This is a genomic window from Rhodococcus sp. IEGM 1379 (assembly GCF_030056815.1).
Taxonomy (GTDB): domain Bacteria; phylum Actinomycetota; class Actinomycetes; order Mycobacteriales; family Mycobacteriaceae; genus Rhodococcus_F.
Map to the genome: position 1 here is coordinate 75,783 of NZ_JASHKR010000011.1, position 22,968 is coordinate 98,750.

The 22,968-nt window shown below is 61.2% G+C and carries 18 protein-coding genes and 2 pseudogenes; 11 read left to right on the forward strand and 9 right to left on the reverse strand.

The window, feature by feature from the left end; translation table 11 throughout:
• Positions 1-311: 311 nt before the first annotated feature.
• Positions 312-2,099, forward strand: a complete 1,788-nt coding sequence (locus QM600_RS09210; protein ID WP_283261156.1) for a TIR domain-containing protein — start codon at positions 312-314, stop codon at positions 2,097-2,099.
• Between the two features lie 170 nt (positions 2,100-2,269).
• Positions 2,270-2,896, forward strand: coding sequence for a hypothetical protein (locus QM600_RS09215; RefSeq protein WP_283261157.1), 627 nt, complete (start codon positions 2,270-2,272; stop codon positions 2,894-2,896).
• 69 nt (positions 2,897-2,965) lie between these two features.
• Here QM600_RS09215 and QM600_RS09220 read toward each other — a convergent pair whose 3' ends face one another.
• Together QM600_RS09220 and QM600_RS09225 are read right to left on the reverse strand one after the other, a co-directional pair.
• A complete protein-coding gene (locus QM600_RS09220) occupies positions 2,966-3,202 on the reverse strand; it encodes a hypothetical protein (RefSeq protein WP_283261158.1) in 237 nt (78 codons plus the stop codon).
• 421 nt (positions 3,203-3,623) lie between these two features.
• A complete protein-coding gene (locus tag QM600_RS09225; RefSeq protein WP_283261159.1) occupies positions 3,624-4,844 on the reverse strand; it encodes an IS110 family RNA-guided transposase in 1,221 nt (406 codons plus the stop codon).
• A 332-nt stretch (positions 4,845-5,176) separates the two neighbouring features.
• Here QM600_RS09225 and QM600_RS09230 point away from each other — a divergent pair, with 332 nt between their 5' ends.
• Complete coding sequence (locus tag QM600_RS09230; protein WP_283261160.1) at positions 5,177-6,211, forward strand: IS110 family RNA-guided transposase; 1,035 nt, start codon at positions 5,177-5,179, stop codon at positions 6,209-6,211.
• A 540-nt stretch (positions 6,212-6,751) separates the two neighbouring features.
• Here the strand turns inward: QM600_RS09230 and QM600_RS09240 are convergent.
• Positions 6,752-7,192 carry a hypothetical protein gene (locus tag QM600_RS09240; RefSeq protein WP_283261161.1) on the reverse strand — a complete coding sequence of 147 codons (441 nt, stop codon included), beginning with the start codon at positions 7,190-7,192 and terminating at the stop codon, positions 6,752-6,754.
• A gap of 117 nt (positions 7,193-7,309) precedes the next feature.
• Positions 7,310-7,474 carry a transposase gene (locus tag QM600_RS09245; RefSeq protein WP_349307247.1) on the reverse strand — a complete coding sequence of 55 codons (165 nt, stop codon included), beginning with the start codon at positions 7,472-7,474 and terminating at the stop codon, positions 7,310-7,312.
• A gap of 4 nt (positions 7,475-7,478) precedes the next feature.
• On the opposite strand from QM600_RS09245, the pseudogene QM600_RS09250 reads away from it, so the two are divergent.
• From QM600_RS09250 to QM600_RS09260, 3 genes and pseudogenes are all read left to right on the forward strand, one after another.
• A pseudogene (locus QM600_RS09250) lies at positions 7,479-7,697 on the forward strand (DEAD/DEAH box helicase); the annotation flags it as partial.
• A gap of 133 nt (positions 7,698-7,830) precedes the next feature.
• Entirely contained in the window at positions 7,831-8,259 is a 429-nt protein-coding gene (locus QM600_RS09255) for a hypothetical protein (RefSeq protein ID WP_283261163.1), read from the forward strand.
• 71 nt (positions 8,260-8,330) lie between these two features.
• Entirely contained in the window at positions 8,331-8,498 is a 168-nt protein-coding gene (locus QM600_RS09260) for an inorganic diphosphatase (RefSeq protein WP_283261164.1), read from the forward strand.
• 233 nt (positions 8,499-8,731) lie between these two features.
• Here QM600_RS09260 and QM600_RS09265 read toward each other — a convergent pair.
• Positions 8,732-9,406 (reverse strand): annotated as a pseudogene (locus tag QM600_RS09265) (ABC transporter permease); the annotation flags it as partial.
• Positions 9,407-9,590: 184 nt separating this feature from the next.
• Positions 9,591-10,157: a peptide deformylase gene (locus QM600_RS09270; RefSeq protein WP_283261165.1), complete on the reverse strand. Its 567-nt coding sequence runs from the start codon at positions 10,155-10,157 to the stop codon at positions 9,591-9,593.
• A gap of 46 nt (positions 10,158-10,203) precedes the next feature.
• Between QM600_RS09270 and QM600_RS09275 the strand changes: the two genes are divergently transcribed.
• Positions 10,204-10,746 (forward strand): PadR family transcriptional regulator, encoded by a 543-nt coding sequence (locus tag QM600_RS09275; protein WP_283261166.1) that lies wholly within the window; start codon positions 10,204-10,206, stop codon positions 10,744-10,746.
• Between the two features lie 38 nt (positions 10,747-10,784).
• Here QM600_RS09275 and QM600_RS09280 read toward each other — a convergent pair whose 3' ends face one another.
• A complete protein-coding gene (locus tag QM600_RS09280) occupies positions 10,785-11,339 on the reverse strand; it encodes a P-loop nucleotide/nucleoside kinase family protein (protein ID WP_283261167.1) in 555 nt (184 codons plus the stop codon).
• A 433-nt stretch (positions 11,340-11,772) separates the two neighbouring features.
• On the opposite strand from QM600_RS09280, the gene QM600_RS09285 reads away from it, so the two are divergent.
• Complete coding sequence (locus QM600_RS09285; protein WP_283261168.1) at positions 11,773-13,680, forward strand: glycosyltransferase; 1,908 nt, start codon at positions 11,773-11,775, stop codon at positions 13,678-13,680.
• 472 nt (positions 13,681-14,152) lie between these two features.
• Positions 14,153-17,380, forward strand: coding sequence for an arabinosyltransferase domain-containing protein (locus QM600_RS09290; RefSeq protein ID WP_502942921.1), 3,228 nt, complete (start codon positions 14,153-14,155; stop codon positions 17,378-17,380).
• 234 nt (positions 17,381-17,614) lie between these two features.
• Here the strand turns inward: QM600_RS09290 and sdhA are convergent, their stop codons facing one another.
• Positions 17,615-19,366, reverse strand: coding sequence for a succinate dehydrogenase flavoprotein subunit (gene sdhA, locus QM600_RS09295; RefSeq protein WP_283261169.1), 1,752 nt, complete (start codon positions 19,364-19,366; stop codon positions 17,615-17,617).
• Between the two features lie 183 nt (positions 19,367-19,549).
• Between sdhA and QM600_RS09300 the strand changes: the two genes are divergently transcribed.
• Positions 19,550-20,191 (forward strand): TetR/AcrR family transcriptional regulator, encoded by a 642-nt coding sequence (locus QM600_RS09300; protein ID WP_283261170.1) that lies wholly within the window; start codon positions 19,550-19,552, stop codon positions 20,189-20,191.
• 622 nt (positions 20,192-20,813) lie between these two features.
• Complete coding sequence (locus tag QM600_RS09305) at positions 20,814-21,311, forward strand: TetR/AcrR family transcriptional regulator (protein WP_283261171.1); 498 nt, start codon at positions 20,814-20,816, stop codon at positions 21,309-21,311.
• Positions 21,312-21,669: 358 nt separating this feature from the next.
• Here QM600_RS09305 and QM600_RS09310 read toward each other — a convergent pair whose 3' ends face one another.
• Entirely contained in the window at positions 21,670-22,716 is a 1,047-nt protein-coding gene (locus QM600_RS09310) for an IS110 family RNA-guided transposase (protein ID WP_283261172.1), read from the reverse strand.
• Between the last annotated feature and the right edge of the window lie 252 nt (positions 22,717-22,968).

Below are 22,968 nucleotides of genomic sequence, written 5' to 3' on the forward strand. Positions count from 1 at the left end.
CTCGGCCGCAAGGCGTGCTCGCGCGTGCCAGTGCAGGACAGCCTGGGTATTCCCGCACACTAAACTCATCCATTGGTTCGAACAAGGTGGTCTTGGTCGACTTGCAGAATCGGACAGATAGGAACTTCGATCGAATGTCTACGCGCCTACCAGGTCCCAGCCCCCGAACCATCGGTCAACAGATTGCTGGCCCGCTATCGAGACTCTGGAAGAACGGCGGCGGCCCGACAAACGAAGCGATCAGCACCGCTTTCCAGACAGTCGGGGTGACACCGGAAGGAACCAATAAGCAGGCGCTAGTACGGAATGCGATGAGTAGCGCAACCGATGACGAGGCAGCTGATCTGCTCGACTTGTTGGTCGAAGAGTTGCGAGCCGATCGGACATTCGTGTCGACCGATGTTGAAGTCCAACAGAATCTGGCTGGGCTCCGTGCAGTACTCACCAAACTCGGCGCGGAATTGGATACAGATGGCTATCTGTCGTGGCAATCTCCGGGCGAACAGGAGCCAAACACGCCGGTGTCCCCCCCTGTATTCGCCAGACCGACCGTCACTCCTGAGGGGACAACAGTAATGGCCGCCCCCGCGACTCGTGATCCGCGCAAAGTTTTCCTTGTCCACGGTCGGAACTCGGCAGTGAGGAACGACTTCGTGGGGTTTCTCAAGGCTCTCGACTTGAAGGTAATCGAGTGGGAAGAGGCTGTCTCAGCCACCGGCCAAGGCGCGCCGTATATCGGGGAAGTCCTGAAGGCCGGAATGGACATGGCTGGGGCCGTAATCGTTCTATTCACCCCTGACGATGTCGGATGTGCGCAGCCGGAATTTCAGTATGCGCACGACGAAAAACACGAACTCGTACCAACTGGCCAGGCGCGCCTCAATGTCATTTTTGAGGCAGGAATGGCGATGGAGCGTGACCGTGACCGCGTCGTTCTCGTCGAGGTCGGACGAGTGCGCGCGATGTCGGACACAGCCGGGGTCCACGTAATCCGTCTTCGAGACCAGCTCGGGTCTCGGAAAGACTTGGTGTCTCGGCTCAAGACCGTGGGCCTTGAGGTGGACGATTCGGGTGAGGACTGGCGAGATACAGGGTCATTCGATCTCAAGGACGCCACTCAACCATCGGCTTTCGTTGACGCAATGTCTGGATTCGCGCCAACTCAGGTGTCCTTGAGCGATGAGAGTGTTTCGTCAGTTGCAGATCCGATCGCGATTCTGATTGCGTCCGTTGCGGATCCCGCGCGACGCCCAGAACTTGATGATCTTGTCTTAGGTGCGGCACGCTCGGCGGCCAAGCAGATTCGTGAATTCCCGCTGTACGTCGAGGGGCTTGACGCGACCAAACTTGAGACAACGTATGGCGAGCTGTGCGAGGTCGCCTCGCCTGTCCTGAAGCTTCTCATCGAGGGAGTTCGCCATGATCGCGATAACACGCACGCACAACTGTGGCGGTCGGTGATCGAGGAACTGATGAAGGGTCGCGCAGATCCTCTGAGGACGAACGAAATCGGAGGCACTCGATTCCAACAGGCCCTCGAGGAGGCAAGGCATCTGCCAGCCCTACTTGCACTCCGCGCTGTCGGAATAGCTGGCATCGCAACCGAAAATGATGGCACTTGGCTTCACATCGCGACGGCCGCGAAGTGGAAGAAATGGCGCGAGACGTCAAAAGCCCCAGCGGTGGAGGTCCTCGACCCTTATCGAGTCCTCGATGACAACCTCGTCAAGAAGTTCTCGGTATGGAAGGGTACGGGGTTTCTCTATCCGGTGAGTCGCTACGAGCGCCTGTTGCTTCGACCGTTCTTCGAGGTCACTCAGCCCGATGATTACGACTGGCGATGGATCAACGACCAGTACGAGTTCCGGCGCGCGCTTCTCGGATACATGATGCCCGCACCGGCTCGCGCAGTGGGCGGGGAATTCTTGGTCGAGGACCGCTGGAGCCGAGAGGGGCTGGAAACATTGGTGGATTTCGCCGAAACTGCCGAGGCGGCTCCCGAATCCTGGCCGTGGACGCCAAACGTCACGAAGTTGCAGTTGCCCGATGTCCTCGCTGCGTTGCAAACTGAACTGAACCAATGGCAAAAGTGGGGTTAGGTACGTCACAGATTGACGTATCTAACCGAAGGCAGTCGTGGTCCTGATTAGCCTGCACATCGCCGATTCAAGCCCACATCGTTAAAAGCGGCATCGAAGAACGTCACCAAACCTGACCGAAATCAGCCACCATGCTTCGCCGCCGTGATCTGTTGTGGCACCCTCATGTCGTGACTGACAAAAATCGCCAGATCCTATCCGTGCATTTAGCCGATTTTCCTGACGCTATGCGGGAAGACGACTGGGAATTTGGCTGGGTCGGCATCGAAAACGGCCGCGCAGTAGCCGTCCTGACTACCACCCACTCCAAAAATCATGGCGAAGGCAACCTAGATAAAGACGTGCCCGACGAATGGGCGACAGTTCAGATTGTCTACTCCAGAGGACACAAGTTTGCTCCAGACATCATCGCCTACGCGCAGAGGGAGTTGGCGGAGCTGCAACCTTCTGTCGTCCTTTGTCGAAGCGGCGTCGCAACCCCAGAGGGTGAGGCAGTATGCGCCAGCCTCCTCCTTGACCCGAGAGCAAACTACAAAAAGATACGGCATGAAAATAGTGCAGTGCCGAGGTACAGGTCTGATCTGGCATTGCACAAGAAACTGATTAAAAGGCTGGCGCCGGGGCAGGTAGCGCCCCCGGCGCCAAAGGAGCCCGAGCATCCCCTCCCGGCCTTGTCGCGGGCCAAGGCAACGGCGGACGGACACAAAATTCTGGTCAGGGCCTCAGTGCTACTAGGCATTGATGCCATCGAGCCGAAACCGGACACTCACGAGGATGAAGCCCAAGCGACGACCTAGATGTCTTGGATTAACCAAAAAGTGTGGCCCCCGCCGAGGTTGGGGGCCACATCTCTATGTAGAAGGAAGCTATCGAAGGTCGGTGAATTTCGATCTTGCGAGCGCCCAGAGCGCCATGCCGGATCCGAGCAGGAGCACGATGAACGCAACTATTGCACCTTGGGCGGGGGTCTCCCCGAAGGCTAGAGACGCGACAATGAACAGGGCAAGAACGATCAGGCCTGACCGCAGGAACATCCCACTCATGCGCGAGAGCGATCGAATCAAAGGGAAGTTCATCTGTCCGAGCGGGTCATGCTCTTGCATGGCAGTCCACCAATCCAATCGAGTTGTGTTGCAAAGTATCTTATGGAAATGGTGTGCCCGCCACAGCGCGACGCGCAGGCCCCAGGCGGGGACAACCTGCGAATCGCCGCGGCAGCGGCGGAGACGAGAAGCATCAATCACCCCGAACTCGCACTGTCGAAGGGTGTGCGAGACCGTCCGAAAAATTTGGGGCGGTTGATACTTCGGCTTTGACGGGGCTATTCGACGGGGAGGTAGATTTCGGTTTCACTCCACCGCATTCCGTCGCAGTCATTCGGCCGCGACCCGGAGTTCGTCTGGGAGACCACCGAGCATTTCGCGCTCTTGTGCGACAAGGCGTTGGAGCAGATGGGTATCGATGTCGACACCGAATCCGAGTCGACAAGTGGCGCAATGCCTGAGAGTGAGGAATCTGATGCTCCTATGGTGTCAAATCGGTGTTTCGGAGCCATGTTTCGTAGGTGGTGAGGAAGGTAGCGTCGTGGACTCGTCCGTTTTCCGCGAGTGAAATTTTGGCGATGCTGACGCCCAGGGCTGCGGCCGCCTGGACTTGGATGAGTCCGCGTTCTTGGCGGAGCGGTCGAAGCTTTCGGTGATCGACAACGGGGATGGGGTTGGTGATGAGTGCGAAGACTTCTCGAGCGATCGCGCGTTTGAGGCAGCGGAGGATTTCCTTGGTTCCCTTGCCTTCCTGCTGCTTACGTTGAATGTAGTCACGGGTTCGTTGGTCGTAGGTCATTCGAGTGAGGGCGATTTGATGGAGGGCGGAGTTTGCATGCCGGTCGCCGCCGCGACCCCGCCGGTGACGAGTGGTCTTGCCACTGGAAGCCGGAATAGGGCTTGTCCCGCAGAGTGCTGCGAACAACGCTTCCGACTTCAGTCGATCGGTATTTCCACCGGCGGTGATCAATAGTTGTGCGGCGGTGACGGTTCCAATGCCCTTCGTCTGCGCCAGCCCCGGGTTGATCTGAAACACCAGCTGCTCGAGATCGGCCTCCAGTACGTCGATTTCCGCGGTGAGGTGCTGGTACCGGCGCGCCAGAGATTTCAACGACGACATGATTGTGCGGGTGAGGATGTTCTCTTCCGATGCCGGCCTCGTGCGAGCCAAGGCGGGAAACAATGCCGTGTCGGCGGCACTCCGGTACCGGGCCCGAATCTGCTCGGGTGCAGTGACCAGCAGACTCTTGATCTGAACGCGAGTGGCAGTTCGTGCTTTGACCGCACTGCGACGCGCTGCGTGGATGTAGCGGGCGGCCTCGACGAGACCGTCGAGTTGTTTCGGTTCCGGATGATCGTCGCTGGCCAAAGCCGCTGATGCGGCTGCGTACGCGTCGACCTGATCTGTTTTTCCTTGCATACGCCGCACTTGCCGATTCGGACGGATCACCTCGACGACACGGACTCCGGAATCCTTCAGATGTTGGGTGATCCCAGCGCCGTACGAGTGGGTGCCTTCAACTCCGACCCGTCGGACAAGGCCGAACGCGGCGATGTACGCGGCGATCGCCTTGCAGCCTTTCAAGGTTGTCGGGAATCCCGCGTCGCCGAGCCTGCGACCGGTGGTATCGATCACGGCGACATGATGGGTGTCGGCGTGGGTGTCGATCCCGGCGATGACTTCCAACTCGATCGTTGTCATGATGGAAAGTGCCTTCCTGTTACCAAACGAGGGCTCGCCGGTCAGGAAGGGCAGACAAAACGTTGATGGGGCTTCTACCCAAGCTCCTGACTTGTTCAATGGAACCAGGACAACCGGGATCTGCAGTCTCGTAAAGTCCACGGTGTCGGTCGGCGCAGGCTCGCAAGCTCCTTGCCGCCACAATCAGATGGTTGGCTCACTCATAGCGTGCCCTGCCGACCGACACCGGCCTACGGTGTGGTTCGACAGAGGCGTGAAACGACCAACTTCAAGTCAGGATGCCCACCGCAGGTGCACACCGAAACCGCACCCGGACAACAGGAGCATCCGAATTGATCATCATCGGAATCGACCCACACAAAGCATCACTAACAGCCGTCGCCGTCGACAACAGCGGCGAGAGCGTGGCCCGCCGCAGGTTCGCCGTCAATTCCGGCACTGCCACGCAACTACGGAAATGGTCACACAGATGGGCCGAGCGGCGCTTCGCCGTCGAAGGCGCCAAAGGATTGGGGCGCGGTATCGCGCAAATACTGCTCGCCGACGCTGAACATGTCGTCGACGTACCGTCCACCCTCGCCATGCGCGTGCGCGTGCTCGATACCGGAGGAGGACGCAAGACAGATACGGACGATGCACGCACTGTCGCATTGACCGCATTGCGCCACAAGGGATTGCATGAAGTTCGGTACGAGGATCAGTCGACTATTCTACGGCTGCTCAGTGAACGCCGAGACGACCTTGTCCGGGAACGGACGCGTGTACTGAACCGTCTACACCAGCTCCTTCGGGAACTCATTGCCGGTGGTGTGCCGACCGGGCTGAACGCTGCACAAGCAGCTGCCGCTCTGCGACGAGTCAGACCGGTCACGGCAACCGATGCATGCCGGCGGGACCTGGCGAAGGAGCTTCTGGCCGATCTGCGCCGGATGGATTCCAACATCAAGGGCAACGAAGCGCAGATGCGTGATGCGGTCGCCGCGACCACTACCACTCTGCCGCAGGTACACGGGATCAGTACCGTTCTGACGGCGAAACTGCTCGGCCATGTCGGTGATATCAGTCGGTTTCCGTCAGCGGATCACTTCGCCAGTTACACAGGGACTTCGCCGTTGGCGGCGTCGAGCGGGGAGGCTGTTCGGCATCGACTCAACACCGGCGGGAATCGTCAACTGAACTCGGTACTGCACACCGTCGCCGTCTGTCAGAGCCGAGATCCTGGCCTCGGAAAAATTTACTACGAGAAGAAGATTGCGCAGGGAAAAACTCCTGCTGAGGCACGTCGAGCGCTCAAACGGCGGCTGGCGAACGTCATTTACCGCCACATCATCCGGGACAACCTACATGCACCGGTGACTGCTACTTGACACACAGAGGCGCTATACGGTCATGCCAGCCCTGGCCGGTTCGCGGAACCATGCCCGGGTGGACAGATCAGATCCAAGGCAACGAGGCCAGTTAACGACAGGGTCACACCCGGGAACAGGGTGACTTTATTCTTCAACGTGAACGACGGTCGAAACCTGGTTCTGGCCCACTTTCCGTGATCAATTCTGAATGCTTCAATCGCCGAGAAGTATTCGTTTCGGAGCAGGTCAAATCCAGCACGTCCGTACATCTGCCGTGTGAGCATCTCGATTCGGTTCACGTGTCCTTCCACGGCACCGGAACTGTAGGGCAGCGTCAGCCCGTTTCGGATGGCTGTGTGGTCGGTGTCGAGGCCTCGGACGAAGCGATGTACGTGCGGAAGGTCATCTGCTGCGACGGCTGACATCCACCAGTTTTATTGTGCACCAAGGCGTTCTGTGAGAATCTCCGCGAACGATGTGACATGTCCTGCAGTTGCCTCGAGATGTCGACAGCTGGCGAGGACCTGCTTGAGTCCGATCTGCTCGTCGTCGGTGAGGTTACCTTCGGTGACGCAACATCCACGAGGTGATTCGCCGGACCTTCGGAAACTGTCTCCTGGCCGGCGCGGCGCCGATGGTGCACAGAGGCCTCAAGTATTCGCGGACCGTTCCGTAGCTGCCTCGATATCCCCGTGTTCGAAGTTCTTCGTAAAGCGCAGCAGTGGAGGTGTGTCCGTTGTTGAACCGTTCTTGTAAGTACTCGGCGAACTCGTCCAATAAGGTGGGCCGGCCCGCTCGTGGTGCTCCCAGCAACTCGTCGACACTGCTTGCGCAGTAGAAACGGCGGACAGTCTCCCGTGCCAGCCCGAGCTGGCGGGCGATCGCATCGATTCCTATGCCTTCGTTCTTGAGATTTGTGACCGCCTCGAAGCGATTCTTCGTGCGAGCGGCGACTATCGAACTCTCCGGACGGGTGGCGTGTACCTGTTCGACGACCATCCTCAGTTGCTCCGACGCGGTGCGTTCGATCGAAGGTTCAGGCTCTGTATCAGGCTCCTTTTTCAGGCAATGGTGATGGGCTGCAACGGTTTTCTCCACTGCTTCGGCGAGGTTGTGTCATAGGTGCCAGCGGTCTGCGACTTCGATCGCTTCCGGTGCTCCGACACGGGCGGCTTCGGCATACGCGCCGGCGCGGTCGCGGCAGATTACCTGCGTCCCCGGATGTTCGGTGAGCCATTTGGTGACTGTTTCGGCTTTCCGGGTCGGCGAGAACATCGACATCGGCGAAGCGCAGGCCTCCGATCGAGTCCATCGGATCGGTCAAACTCGCACCGTGACCGTCACCACCTTGACCAGCAATACCACCGTTGAGGAGCACATCGCGGCCATGCATTCGCGCAAATCCGCGCTATCCGATATCGCTGATATGTCCGGTGTCGCCGAATTGGCCCGATTAGATGACGACAGCCTCATTGCGACCCTGCGCCGGAAGCGAGCCAGTTGATATGGCGGACGACGACTTTGGTTACACAGCGTGGGGGTGGGACTGGGTTCGGCTCGCCCAGCCGTTACGCCAGACCAGACCCGATCCGCGGTTGCCGCGCGCCCGCAAGCTGGCGCGCGTTGGAGGAGTGCAGGTGACGATCGATGGCCGTATCGTGCGCGGCGTTGTCCAGCGTGGCCGCAACACATCGGTGGCCTGCATCGAGGTGGCGCCGATGCCCCGGGAGACGATCGGGGGGATCACCGGCCAGTTGTACGGTGCTCAGACCATCCTCACCGATGAGGTGCACCGCGCCATCACCGAGGCGGGCCACCCGCCCGCACCGATACTCGCAGGCGTCGGCTGCTCCTGCTCGGATGGCACTGGGCGTTGTATCCACGTGCTGGCCGTCTATTACGAAATGGCACGACATGTCGATGACGATCCTCGAATTGCGCTCGATATCCAGGACTTCTTCCACGTCTCATCGGGTAGCAATCGCGTATCCACCGCGGCATTGCCGCAGCGGTGGATTGCGCTCAACGCCCTTGCTCCGGCCGACTACTTCACGGTATCGAAGTAGTCGTACCCACACGACATATATCGACGGGCTGTTGTTCGGCTCGGCTGCCAGTCGCGACTGAAGCGCCCGGAATGGCGCGAACCTCCAACATCGTCATCGACCGCCTGAAAGGTATAGCCCACCCGCGAATCCCGCACTTCATGTATCCAGTCGACTACGGATACCTAGCGGCCACCATCAGCGGCGACGGCGACGGCATCGACGTGTTCGTAGGCACCGCGCCGACGCGGGAGTTGTAGGCTACTGCTGACCGCAGGTACCGCAAGCATGACGCTGAAATCAAACTGCTGCTCGACTGCACCATTGACGAGATATCGCCGATCCGAACATCCCTGAACCGACGTATTTCACATCGTCGGGCACCTGGCGACGCGGCTCTGATGGCAGTTAGCGATGCCAATCTGATTTAGGGGCAATCGGATTCAGGACCACGTGACGGCTTCGTTCAGTGAACTAGAAGTCCGTCTTTTCTCTAGACCCAGTAGGGCACACGAGATCGGTACTTACGCAGCGCCAGGACCGCGACAGCCCAGCCGACGACGGTGATGGTGATGACGATGTACCAGTGATATGCCTGTTGGTCCGTTCCGAGAAGAGGTGCTCGGATGATCTCGAGGTAGTGGTAGAGCGGGTTGAGTTCGGCGAGCTTCACGCGCTCCGTAGATTGCCCGCTCTTGTCCGTGAGTGCCTCCATCGTCCATGTGATGGGTGTCAGTACGAACAGCAGCAGCGTCATGCTGCCGAGGATCGGGGCGATGTCGCGGTACCGGGTGGAGAAGATGCCGAACACGATCGACACCCACAAGGCGTTGAGAACGATCAGGACGAATGCTGGGATCGCAGCTACAGCGGTCCAGCTCAGGTTGTGCCAGATACCGAAGGCGAAGACCATGATCACGTAGATCACGAGGTTGTGCGCGAAGAACAGGATCTGCCGCCACACCATGCGATAGATATGCACGCTCAGAGCTGAGGGAAGCTGTTTGATTAGTCCTTCATTGGCGATGAAGACCTCTGAGCCTTCGAGAATGCTCGCGCTGATCAGGTGCCAGACGATCAGCCCGACTGTGACGTACGGCAGGAATTCATTGATGGGAATGTTCAGCAGCGCGGAGTACAGGAGTCCCATCGCGGAGGCTTGGACGCCTTGCCGTCGTTGCTGAATTACTTGTTGCTCAAGCCGGGGTCGAGCAGGCGAGGGACGCTGTCGCTGCTGCGCTTTCGCCCGAATAATGGACAGAATGAAGAGGTGAAGCCTGACAGTCTTTGCACTGCTTGACGAGTTGTCTGTGCTCCTTTATCGATAGTGGAGTGTTGGTGTGGACCGTTCCTCACCAACCGAAGGGATCACGATCCGACCCCGGAACCCAGATATTTTCGGGTTCAGTCCATTGACGCTGTTTGAGCATCTTGCGGGCCGCACGCCGATTACGCCCGATCAGCCGGTCGAGATAGAGATGACCTGCCAGGTGATCGGTTTCGTGTTGCAGACAGCGAGCCAGATAACCGGTCCCTTCGACCGAGATGGGGCGATTGTCGATATCCACACCCGTGACCCGCGCCCACTCAGCTCGCCCCGTCGGGTAATGCTCGCCGGGAACGGAAAGGCACCCTTCCAGATCGTCGAGATCGGGCATCGTCTCCGGTAGCTCTGATGTCTCCAGTATCGGATTGACGACGTGGCCCCGATGTTGTTGGCCGTCGTCGATCAGGTCGTAGACGAAAACCGATCGCGGGTCTCCGACTTGATTAGCCGCCAGTCCGGCCCCGTTAGCGGCAGTGTTCGTCTCGTACAGATCATCGACGAACGCCGCGAGTTCGCTGTCGAACACGGTGACCGTGACCGCTGGTGTGGTCAGTCGGGGGTCGCCGGCTATGAGTATCGGTCGAATAGACATACGAAAGAGAGTACTCAAATGCGAGTACTCGGGTAGAACTGTGGGTATGAATCCCACGCGGTTGTTCGTCCTCGGCGCCCTCTCGAAACGCGGACCCATGCACGGTCACCAGCTTCGCCGCGATGCCCGTGTGGATCGGGCGGAACTGTGGTCGCAGGTTAAACCCGGATCGCTCTACGGCGCTTTGCATCGACTCGAAGGCGAGGGGTTGATCAGACCGCTGCGGACCGAGCAGGACGGGGCGCTGCCTGCGAGAACTGTGTACGAGATCACGGAAGAAGGGGCGAGGGAACTTCGGGCGCTGCGCGATGAGGCATTCACCGAGTTCGAACTCAAACCGGACCCTGTCGACCTCGCTCTGGCAGTGAGTGCGGATCTCGATCGCGATGTGCTGCGCGGCTACATCGAGGACCGTATCGCGATCCTCGCTGCTCGCGAGCTGCAGTTCGATCATCAACTCGATCGCCGTTGGCCCGATCAGAGCGTCGCCGACGATCTCATCGTCTCTCACGCCAAGATGCGCATCCGAACCGAAATTGCCTGGCACAGAGACGTACTCGCCAATGTCGACAAGCTTGAAGTGCGTTAGCTCGGGATCGAGGTCAACACTCTCATGCCCGGTAGCAGCTATGGGGCTGCCAGTAGTGCGTCGAGTGAGTCGTAGGGTCGCTCGGGGTCGTGCCCACCGGCATCCAGAACGCGGCAGTGGGGTCGGGTCTGTAGGTATTCGGTGAGATGGTCGTGGATTCGTGCCACGAGAATCGGTCCGCCGTTTTGTGCGATCACCTGGTCGAGTTGGCGTTGGCGGGGCGAATTCGCGTGAGTGCTTCGTTCGGCGAATCGAGCAAGAGCCTGGTGTTTGCCGGCCGTCAACGCGAACTCCAGATAGTGGGAGTCGCTGTTGCTCGAAGCTGTTTCGAAGCCTTCGATTTCTTCGTACGAGGTCACCAATTGCGGCATGACGACGTCGTGACCGGTCTGGAGATGTGTTTGCGCCATGCTGATGGCGAGTTGTCGTGCAGCGACCAACGCGGTCCAGAAGTTTTCTTGCCAACCGCCGATGAGGCTGACGACATGGTCGGTGTCGAGGTTGAGTACTCCGGGATGGCGCTCGGCGTACATCTGGGCGATCGTCGATTTTCCGATGCCGGATGGTCCGTTGAGGTGAATCAGTCGTGGCATGGGGAAACCTTAGATGTCGCTGTCCTCGTTCGTGATCGTCATGGATCTGCGGTGCCGTGCGAATAGTTCGGTGGGAGTGTCCGTCCTCACACACCACGTCTTCGGACGTGATCGTCCTTCGTACCTGGCACACTCGCGGTAGAGGACCGGTTTCCTGGTTCCAACGGCGGGGGAGCGACGGTCGGATGATGGCACTGGGCGGGAAATGGCGTGCGGTTTCGAGTATCGAGATCGAAGATCCTCGCCGTCAGTTTTCTGGCCATGGTGGGGGTCGGCGCTTGCTCCAGTCCTGAACCGCGGCGACACGCGTGACTTACGTTTCTCCCTACACGTGAAACGACGAGCGCACCTGCAATCTGTTCGACAACACGCTCCGCCCGCACTTCGAGACCGGCGCTCCGATCGGCGCGCCGCCTGAGTAGAAGGATGACCCATGAGTGCCAGGCATCTTCTGGACACCCCCACCGAGAAGGTGACACCCCGCCGGTTGGGAATTTCACTCCTGCAGCGCATTCTGCTTCCCCGCGCCGGCGAGCCCCTCGACGTGCGGACGTTGTATCTCGAGGAATCGACGTCCAATACTCATCGGGCCCATCCGCTTTCCCGCACCTCACTCGCAATCGGCGCCGAGTCAGAAGTATCGTTCTGCTCGTACTTCAACGCGTTCCCGGCGAGTTACTGGCGCCGCTACAGCATCCTGACTGCGGTCGTTCTCCGTATTGCCGTCTCGGGTCACTGCCGTATCGACATCTACCGCTCCAAAGCCGACGGCTCACGCATCCACATCGAGGGACGCGAGATTCACGCCGCGACGGAGGAGTTCTCGATGGAACTCACCCCGTTCGAGGACGGCGGGTGGCTCTGGTTCGACGTCACCTCCGACACGGACGTCGTCATCGAGAACGCCGGTTGGTACGCGCCCGTCGAAGCGCCCGGCGAAGCGAGCGTGGCCGTAGGGATTCCGACGTTCAACCGCCCCACCGACTGCGTGAAAGCCCTTGTCGCGCTGAGCTCGGATCCGCTGGTCATGGATGTCGTCAAGAACGTCATCATTCCCGATCAAGGCACCCGCAAGGTCCGCGACGAACCGGGCTTCGATGAGGTGGCCGCGGCCATCGGTGACCGACTCGTCGTGCACGATCAGGCCAATCTCGGTGGCTCCGGCGGATACAGCCGCATCATGTACGAAGCGCTGACGAACACCGACTGCCAACAGATCCTGTTCATGGACGACGACATCGAGATCGAGCCCGACTCAATTCTGCGGGCATTGGCAATGTCCCGATTTGCGCGGGTACCCACGCTCGTCGGCGGTCAAATGCTCAATCTCCAGGAACGCAGCCATCTGCACGTGATGGGTGAGCGGGTCAACCGCGATGTCTTCATGTGGACCGCGGCGTCGCCGACCGTCGAGTACGACCACGACTTCTCCGTCAAACCGCTGCGCACGAGTAAGCACTTGCACCGCCGCGTCGACGTCGACTTCAACGGCTGGTGGATGTGCATGATCCCCCGGCAGGTCGCCGAGGAACTCGGGCAACCACTGCCGTTGTTCATCAAGTGGGACGACGTCGAATACGGACTGCGTGCGCGGCGGGCGGGATATCCCACCGTCACACTGCCCGGCGCCGCGATCTGGCACATGGCGTGGAGCGGCAAGGACGACGCTATCGACTGGCAGGCGTACTTCCATCTGCGCAACCGGTTGGTGGTCGCTGCGCTGTACATGCCTGGCAACGGCCGCAGCTTGGTGATCGATTCGATGAAGGCGACGATAAAGCACCTGCTGTGCCTCGAGTACTCGACAGTCGCGATTCAAAATCTGGCCATCCGCGACTTTCTGGCAGGTCCGGAACATGTCCTCGACATCCTGCCCACGGCGCTGCCGACCGTCAACGCATTGCGCAAGCAGTACCCCGACGCGGTTGTCGTGGGGTCGTCGACGGCGCTACCGGCACCTTCGTACGAGGACATTGGTGCCGTGACGATGCCCCTCGGCAAGATTGGCATCGCCACACGATTGGTGCGAGGCCTGGTCCACAACACACGGCCGGCCAATGCACGCCATCACCATCGCCCGCGGCTCAACGTCCCCACCGCCGACGCACGGTGGTTCCTGCTGTCTCAGGTCGACGGGGTCACCGTCACGACGGCCGATGGGGGTGGGGTGGTCTATCGCAAGCGCGACAACATCCAGGCCCGCGCGTTGCTCAAGGAATCCGTCGCTCTGCGCCGTGAGCTCACGGCTCGGTTCTCCGCGCTCAAGGACGAGTATCGCGCTGCGGTACCGCATCTCACCAGCAAGGAAACCTGGGAGCAGGTCTTCAGCTACAAGAGTTGAAGTGAGGTAGCAATTTCGACGGATCTCGGGCGTTGGTGGGGTGCCTTGTCGCCGTCAGCGAACGTCGTCCGGTCCCTGACCGGCGATACAGAAGCTCGGGCGCGTTCGGATTTGTGCCGAAACTGGTTACGGTAGAACAGGTATCGGACTCTGGCTCTGGGTAACCGCTGATTCAATCTTCGTCGACACTGCCTGATTGAGTTGTCTGTTTTGACTGTCCGAGAGGCGGATTCCGCGTTCAGCAAGCTGGTGGTCTCTACCGTCGCGCAAACGAGATCCGCTCCCTATCAACGTCAACAGCGAAATGGAGAAGTATGGGCAGGTAGGTCGCCATCAGCAATCTTTCGTTCCGGATGAGTGGTCAAGCCGCGATTCCTCTGGGAGTTCGCGCCGCAGAAACCATCGCACACCGCCTCGACAAAAGAGACCATATGGAACCTTTCTGCAGTCGGTTCGTCTAGCATCGAACGTCGTGACCGACAGCATCGTGGACGACCGAAAACAATCCGACCGACCGACCGTGACCCCGGTGTCCCGTCGGGACGTGACCAGAGTCCGGGTTGTTGCCGTCGTCGCATCGGTGCTCGCGATCCTGGCGGCGGTGTCGATCCCGTTCATGCCTGTGCAGCAGGAGACTGCGAGTTTGTCCTGGCCGCAGGCGGATTCGCTTACCAGTGTCGATGCGCCGCTGGTGTCGTACGCGCCGCTCGAACTCGACCTGTCGATCCCCGCTTCCGCGGTGCAGCAACTGTCGTCAGTTGGCGGTGTCGTGGTCTCGACCGCCCCGGTCGGTGCGGCGGACGCGGCACGCTACGGCCTCGTCGCCCGGGTCAACCCCGGCGCCGACGGAGGGCCCGCACAGTTCGAGATCGTTCAACGCGACCAACACCTCCTCTCGATCCCCGTCGACGACCTCGCCGGCTCGGTCACCGTGACGTCGACCGCAGAAAAAACCACCACGACAGTGGCCGGCAGCGACGGCTCCAATCTCACAGGGGACTTCCGTCCGCAGATGGTGGGAGTCTTCACCGATCTCCAGGGCACTGTTCCAGCTGGCCTGTCAGTGCACGCCGATCTCGACACCCGGTTCTCCTCGACACCCTCACTGCTGAAGACCGTCGCAATGATCGTCGCCGTCCTGGCGACCGCGATCGCACTCCTCGCATTGCACCGGATCGACGCGCTCGACGGCCGGCGAGCACGGCGGTTCCTACCGGCACGCTGGTGGAAGTTCACACCGATCGACACGGTAGTGATCGGGACGCTGGTGTTGTGGCACTTCATCGGCGCCACCACCTCCGACGACGGCTACCAATTCACGATGGCACGGTCATCGCTCGAGTCCGGCTACATGTCCAACTACTTCCGCTGGTTCGGCGTCCCGGAAGCGCCGTTCGGTACCCCGTACTACGACCTACTTGCACTGATGACGAAAATATCGACCGCCAGTCCGTGGATCCGGCTGCCAGCGCTGATCGCGGGCATCGTCTGCTGGCTGGTCATCAGCCGCGAGGTGGCCCCGCGCCTCGGCGTCGCGGTCCGCAAGAACCGCATTGCCCTGTGGACCGGCGGGCTGGTGTTCCTCGCTTTCTGGCTCCCGTACAACAACGGTCTGCGTCCGGAGCCGATGGTCGCTGCCGGTGTGCTGCTGACGTGGTGCTCGGTGGAACGCGCGATCGCGACTCGGCGCCTTCTTCCTGCTGCCGTGGCGGTGCTGGTCGCCGCGCTCACGGTGACGGTCGGGCCGTCGGGGATCATCTGCTTCGGTGCGCTCATCGCGGGCGCCCGCCCGGTGCTGCAGATTGTTTCGGCGCGCGCCAAGACTGTCGGCTATCTCGCGGTTCTCGGGCCGATCGTCGCCGCGGGTCTGGTTGTCCTGGTTGCGGCGTTCGCAGACCAGACCCTCACCGGGGTCCTCGAGATGCAACGCGTGCACGTGATCCCGCCGACGAACGCGTGGTTCGAGGAGTACAAGCGCTACGAGTGGCTGTTCGTCATCAACGCCGACGGATCCCTCGCCCGACGGTTCGGGGTGTTCGTGATGGTGCTCTCGATCGTCGCCAGCTTGCTGGTGATGCTGCGCCGCGGCGGGCGGATCCCCGGAACGGCGTCGGGTCCGTCCCGCCGGATCGTCGGTATCACCGTCGCCGCGATGGCGCTGATGATGTTCACGCCCACCAAGTGGACGCATCACTTCGGGGTGTTTGCCGGCCTGGCCGGTTCGCTCGCTGTCCTGACCGCGGTCGCGGTGGGTCCGCTGGTGTTGCGGTCGAGGCGCAATCGGGCATTCTTCGCTGCCGCCGTGCTTTTCGTCGTCGCTTTGGCGTTCACCAGCAGCAACAACTGGTGGTACGTGTCGAGCTGGGGTATTCCGTGGTGGGACAAGCCGGTGATGATCGCCGGGCGCGGTGCCGGCACGTTCCTGCTCGGCCTGACTGTGGTGATGCTGCTCGTGGCCGCGTGGTGCTTCTTCCGGGAACCGCACGAAGACAGATCTGCGCCTGCGGGCCGAGTGTGGTCTATTCCGCCGCTGACGGTCGCTGCCGCGCTCATGGTCCTATTTTTCGTGCTCTCGATGACCAAGGGCGCCATCGCGCAGTACCCGTCGTTCTCGCTCGCGAAATCCAACGTCGGCGCCCTCGCCGGGCACTCGTGCGGACTGGCTGAGGACGTACTGGTCGAGACCGACCCCAACGCCTCCATGCTGCAACCCTTCACCACCGGGCCGGCGGACGCGCTCGGCGCACAGAACGTCGGATTCACCCCGAACGGGGTGGCCGCCGATCTGACGTCCGACGAGGAGTCCGCGTCCGAGGGCATGGCGAACTCGATCGACAACGCGGACTCCAAGTCCAGCAACGCGGCCGGTACCGCCGGTGGGCAGGGCGCCTCCGGTATCAACGGCAGCTCCGTCGCCCTGCCTTTCGGGCTCAACCCGGCAACGACGCCGGTCCTCGGCACCTACGGAACGAGCGGGCCGGCGTCGCTGACCTCGGACTGGTACGCGCTGCCCACCAGTGGTGACCTTGTCGCGATGTCCGTCGCGGGTCAGGTGTATTCGGTGAATACCGACGGCATCGCTACCCCGGGTGCCCGCATCCAACTGGACTACGGTGTCCGTGGCAGTGATGGGACCGTCCACAACCTGGGCAATGCCCTGCCCATCGACATCGGCCCCGCCACCTCCTGGCGAAACCTCCGGGTGCCGCTCGACCAGCTTCCGGCGGAGGCGAACGCCGTCCGGATCGCGGTCGATGACAGCGACACCCAGGCTGATCAGTGGGTCGCCGTGACACCCCCGCGTGTTCCGCAGACCCGCACTCTCAACGACCTGCTCGGCTCGAGCACACCCACCATGATCGATTGGGAAGTGGCACTGCAGTTCCCGTGCCAGCAGCCGTTCAACCATCGCCTCGGTGTGGCGCAGATTCCGGGGTACCGCATTCTTCCGGACCGTCCCGGCGCGGTGATGACGAGTCTGTGGCAGGACCATTTTGGCGGCGGCCCTCTCGGGTGGATCGAATTGACGGTCACCGGGCGCACCCTCCCGACCTACCTCGATGGCGACTGGGACCGCGACTGGGGGAGCCTCGAGAAGTACTCGCGCATTGACCCGAACGCCGAGCCTGCACAGCTGCATACCGCGACGGTGCGGCGTTCGGGCATGTGGACCCCCGGACCGATCAACATCGCGTGGTGATCGGTCTGGTCGGATCACCGAACTCACTGCCGAGAACAGGCTGATAGGCCACGAACTCGCGCTCGCGTCCGCACAACTCGGCAGCGAACACATCAGCCCGTCGCCGACGCCGTCCACGACGCAAGCACCCAGTTCAGAACGCGAAGACGCGCAGCAATACTTAGCGAACACGCGTCAAACTGCGACGCAGGCATTCGGCATGTTCTGATATGTCGGCTTACCAGCATTCGGCGATTAGTACTTCCGCTCCATCGGCTCGTAGCGGGTCTGTACCACCGGCTTGTAGTCCAGACGGATGTCGGAGAGCAGGCCGTCGCCCTCCTTGTATGCCATCGTGTGCTTCATGTACTCGGCATCGTTGCGATCCGGGAAGTCCTCACGAGCGTGTCCGCCGCGTGATTCCTTACGGTTGAGCGCACCGACGACGGTGACCTCTGCCATTTCGAGCAGGAAGCCCAGTTCGATGGCCTCGAGCAGGTCGCTGTTGTAGCGCTTGCCCTTGTCCTGAACCGTGATGTGGTTGTAACGCTCCTTGAGAGCACGCACGTCCGCGAGGGCCTGGGTGAGGCGCTCTTCGGTACGGAACACGGATGCGTTGTTGTCCATCGACTGTTGGAGTTCGGTGCGGATGTCCGCAACGCGCTCGTGGCCGTGATCGGACAGGATGACGCCGACCCAGTCTTCGACCATGGTGGCCGGAGCTTCGGGCATGTCGACGAACTCGGTGGAGTTCGCGTACTCGGCGGCAGCGATGCCGGCGCGACGGCCGAACACGTTGATGTCGAGGAGCGAGTTGGTGCCGAGACGGTTTGCACCGTGGACGGAGACGCAGGCGCATTCGCCGGCGGCGTACAGGCCCTTGACGACCTCGGTGTTGTTGCGCAGAACCTCACCGTTGATCTTGGTGGGGATACCGCCCATGACGTAGTGGCACGTCGGGTAGACGGGCACCGGCTCCTTGACGGGGTCCACGCCGAGGTAGGTGCGCGAGAACTCCATGATGTCGGGGAGCTTCTCGTCGAGAACTTCCTCGGGGATGTGCGTCACGTCGATGTAGACGTAGTCCTTGTTGGGACCGGCGCCGCGGCCTTCGAGGACTTCGAGAACCATCGAACGCGCGACGATGTCACGCGGAGCGAGGTCCTTGATGGTGGGGGCGTAGCGCTCCATGAAGCGCTCACCGTCGGCATTACGGAGAATGCCGCCTTCACCACGAACGGCTTCCGAGATCAGGATGCCCAGACCAGCCAACCCTGTCGGGTGGAACTGGTGGAATTCCATGTCCTCGAGGGGGAGGCCCTTGCGGAATATGATGCCCATGCCGTCACCGGTGAGGGTGTGCGCGTTGGACGTCGTCTTGTACATGCGTCCCGAGCCGCCGGTTGCGAAGATGATCGACTTGGCGTGGAAGATGTGCAGCTCGCCGGTCGAGAGCTCGTAGGCGATGACGCCGGTAGCTACCGGGCCGTCCTCGGTCTCGGTGATGGCGATGTCGAGTGCATAGAACTCGTTGAAGAACTCGACGTCGTGCTTGACGCAGTTCTGGTAGAGAGTCTGCAGAATCATGTGGCCGGTGCGGTCGGCGGCGTAACACGCTCTCTTGACCAGCGCCTGGCCGTGATCGCGGGTGTGGCCACCGAATCGACGCTGGTCGATCTTGCCTTCGGGTGTGCGGTTGAACGGCAGACCCATCTTCTCGAGGTCGAGCACCGCGTCGATGGCTTCCTTGCACATGATCTCGACGGCGTCCTGGTCGGCGAGGTAGTCGCCGCCCTTGACGGTGTCGAAGGTGTGCCACTCCCAGTTGTCTTCCTCCACGTTCGCCAGTGCGGCGCACATGCCGCCCTGGGCCGCGCCGGTGTGGCTGCGGGTGGGGTAGAGCTTGGTCAGTACGGCCGTGCGGGCGCGGGGGCCTGCTTCGATGGCCGCACGCATGCCGGCGCCGCCGGCACCGACGATGACCACGTCATAACGATGTTCCTCCATGAAATCTCCACTCCCCGTTCGGCGATGTCCAACCCAACCGCAATAACTCTATAAACATAGAGGCAAGGATATGGTGGTCGAATACCGGCCTCGCGATTTACGTGCCGCCGCGGAAGGGGGCCGTCAACGATGAGACCGAGGCCCCAGCCTGGACACACAGAAACACCGCGAGAGGATGCAGGAATGAGTAAGACGACGAGCGACGGCGACAAGACCTCACGAACACGATCGCGCCCTTCGCGCCGGGGCGCGATCTGTGAGGCCGCACTCGACCTGGCCGCTGCCGGAGGTAACCACGCAGTCACCCATTACGGAATCGACGACCACCTGGGCATCGCCCGCGGCTCGACGTCGTACTACTACCGAACCAGGCAGGCGCTTCTCACGGCCGCCATTATCCACCTGACGAGCTTGTCCAGGCAGGCATTTCACGACGCATTCGACACGGGTGACACGGCGCCCGACATTGATTGGGCTACCGATCTGACCGCCACACAACTCGAATTGCTGCTCGGGCCACGTCGGCGTGACGCACTGGCCCGCTACGCACTCGCTACGGGCACAATTGATGACGATGAGCTACGCGAGGCGCTCGCGAGTTGCTTGTTCTCGGCACCCGGTGCGCAAGCGCTCATGACGGCTCTCGGCGCGCCCGACCCATCGTGTGCAGCTGGCAATTTCATCAGCCTGCTCGAAGGGTTGCTGTTCGATCGTCTCCACGGATCTCGCTCCATGTCGGGAATCGTCGCCGGGTCCGAAGCCAGTATCTCGGACCTCCGGCAGCCGATCCGGCTTTGGTTGACCGCGCTCCAACGGGGGATTTGATTGCCCGTCGAATGACTCTCTCACGCAAGGGTAATCGGTGTATCTCTCGACCGAATCGAAACGGGAAAAGGCGCTGCCGGGCAAATGGTGTAGAGAGGAGTCGAGCATTCAGGCGCCACCCGGATGTGCCATCACTCCAGATTCTGCTCCCCGCAACAGCATTCGACGCAGTCGCCCGTTCCACTCCTAGGTTATCCACACGTCTACTGACGAACCTCGAACCTCGAAGCATTGCTTGCGCAACAGGCTTGAGAAGGCCCCGCGAGTATTCAGATGCGTGCACACCGTCGACTTTCGGCTAAGGCCTTTCCGGGACGGGCACTGATCGCGTCGGCCGCGGGGGCGGCGCCATCGGTCACGATCAGGCTGTCGAGATCCTTTGCGGCACTTGCGTGATCAAGCGCTCGTGACTTGGAAGCTTATCGTCGATCCGATTCGTCGGACACCAAGCGATAGACGACGTACCCGCTGAACCAGGTGATCATGGCGATGCTGAGCGCGAATAGGGCGTCGAAGAAGATGACCATTGCTTTCCTCTCTCGGGATCAACGTGAATTGATCTGTTTCTCCGAACGGAGAATTTCTCCACTCGGAGAAGAAACTAGCACGGTACCTTCTCTGTGTGGAGAAATCGACGCGGGAAGCGCTTCTGGACGCCGGACTCGAACTGCTCGGGCGGGTGGGGTTCCGGGGCTGGTCGATGCGGGGTGTGGAGGACGAAGCCGGTGTGCCCCACGGCAGCGCACGGCACTATTTCGCGAACCAACAAGGACTGGTTCTGGAGATGGTGCGTCATTTGCTCGACGGCGACCTGCCTCGCCCAGGTGAAACGCCGCGTCAGCAGATCGCGAGATGGCTAGGTCCGGAATCGACACGAACCCAGGCCCGCTACGAACTGATCATCGCGTCCTTCCATGACGCCGCCCTCGCAGCGGAACTGGTGCTCGGCCGGGATCGATTCGTTGCCGTGCTAATCGAACTTGGCATGCCGTCCGTCGACGCCACCGAATTGGTTGCGGCGCTGGACGGACTCGCACTGGACGCTCTGCTGCGGCGCCGGGTGCCGGAGACGGTGGATCCAGAACGGATCATTGATCGGTTCCGGCCACCAATGCGCTGAGCGTCCGGCTCCAGTGGGGCCCGCATGGCGTGAGAACCGACTCGACGCGACTGTGTGGGAGGCCTTTCAGGCCGAACCCAGCGTCGAACTGTCGACGACAGGTGGCAACGTCCATACCCACAACACTTAGCGCCCCGGCGTCATCCTTCAGTGATTCCCGATCTGACGGCTGAACCAATCGAGTCCTGAGATTGATCGGATGTTCCCTAAGGTTGGTGGTGTCCAGAGTGGACGCTCTGGATGCCCAGCGCGGTGGGGTGTAGCTGATCGGGTTTTGTTGCTGTCGTAGCTCGATAGGACTGGCTGCCTCACCGTTCTGGACGCTCCGGTCGCTGATTGATCCTTCTATGGGCTGGTGTCAAGTCATGATGGCTCCGAGTTGACGGAAGAGTTGGCGGGCGATGTATCGCTTGAGGCTTCTGCGGATCTCGCGTGGAGTGCGGCCTTCCTTGGTTCTCCGTTCGATGTAGGCGCGGGTGGAGAGGTCGCAGGTCATACGGGTTCTGGCGATGACGTCGATGGCGCGGTTGAGTTGGCGGTCGCCGCGACGGCTGAGACGATGCCGGATCGTGTTGCCGCTGGAGGCTTCCAACGGTGCAACACCGGCCATGTTGGCGAAAGCTGCCTCGGAACGAATCCTGCCGGGGTGTGAGTACGCGGTCAGGATGATCGCCCCGGTGACGGGGCCGACGCCGAGAGTGTTCTGCAGCCCGGGCGCGAGCAGTTCAACGTGATGGGTGAGAGCTGCTTCGTTCGCTTTCAGCTGTTCCATGGCGGACAGGGCGCTGTCGGCGAGCCTTCGGGCCTCGCCACGAATTGTCGCGGTTGCGTCGTCATCTGTCGGTCGCGGGCGCCATTGGTTGATCTGGCGTGTCGTGGTGATCGTGAGCGCCTTGCGGCTATCGATGCCGAGGTCAAAGCTGCGCAGTAACGCCAACAGGGTGTTTTTGTCGGCGGTGCGCCGGCTATCGAGTGCTTGCCTGGCGACCAACAGGACACGCAGCGCGGACCGCGCACCATCAGCACGTGGCTGCGCCAGTTCCGTCAGTGGTGACGCGATCGCGGTTCGAGCGGCAGCGATGGCATCGAGTTCGTCGGATTTTCCTCGAGTGCGTCGTTCGTTTCGCCGGGGCGGTTTGACCTCACGGACGTCGATGCCCTCGTGGGCAAGGCGTCGTGTGAGCGTCGCCCCGTAGGAACCAGTGCCTTCGACGGCGGCCAAGACAGAGCCTCCCGCGTGGCACTGGACCCAGCTGATCGCCCGACTCATCCCACCTGGCGTGGTGGGGAAGGTTCCGCTCACCATGAGACGCCCGGTCGCGGCCTCCAAGATTGCGTAGGTGTGTGTTCTGGCGTGGGTATCCACGCCGATGACATGGTCGTATTCGTCTGCCACGATGCTCACCGTGACTTCTCCTTTCACCAGGGAATGCCGTGTCGGCATCGGCCTGGGAAGGAACGTTTCGAGGCAGCTCTCTAACGAGTCACGAGATCCACGATAGTGATGCTCGGACGACCTTCTATCAAACCATCGGAACGGGCAGGCCCGATGCCGCCCTGCCGAATGGACATATCAATCACAAGCCACCGTTATCGCGGGGCAGAGAGTTGCGGAGTCACACCCAGCAGGGCCGTCACCAGCCTGCCAGCCAATCAC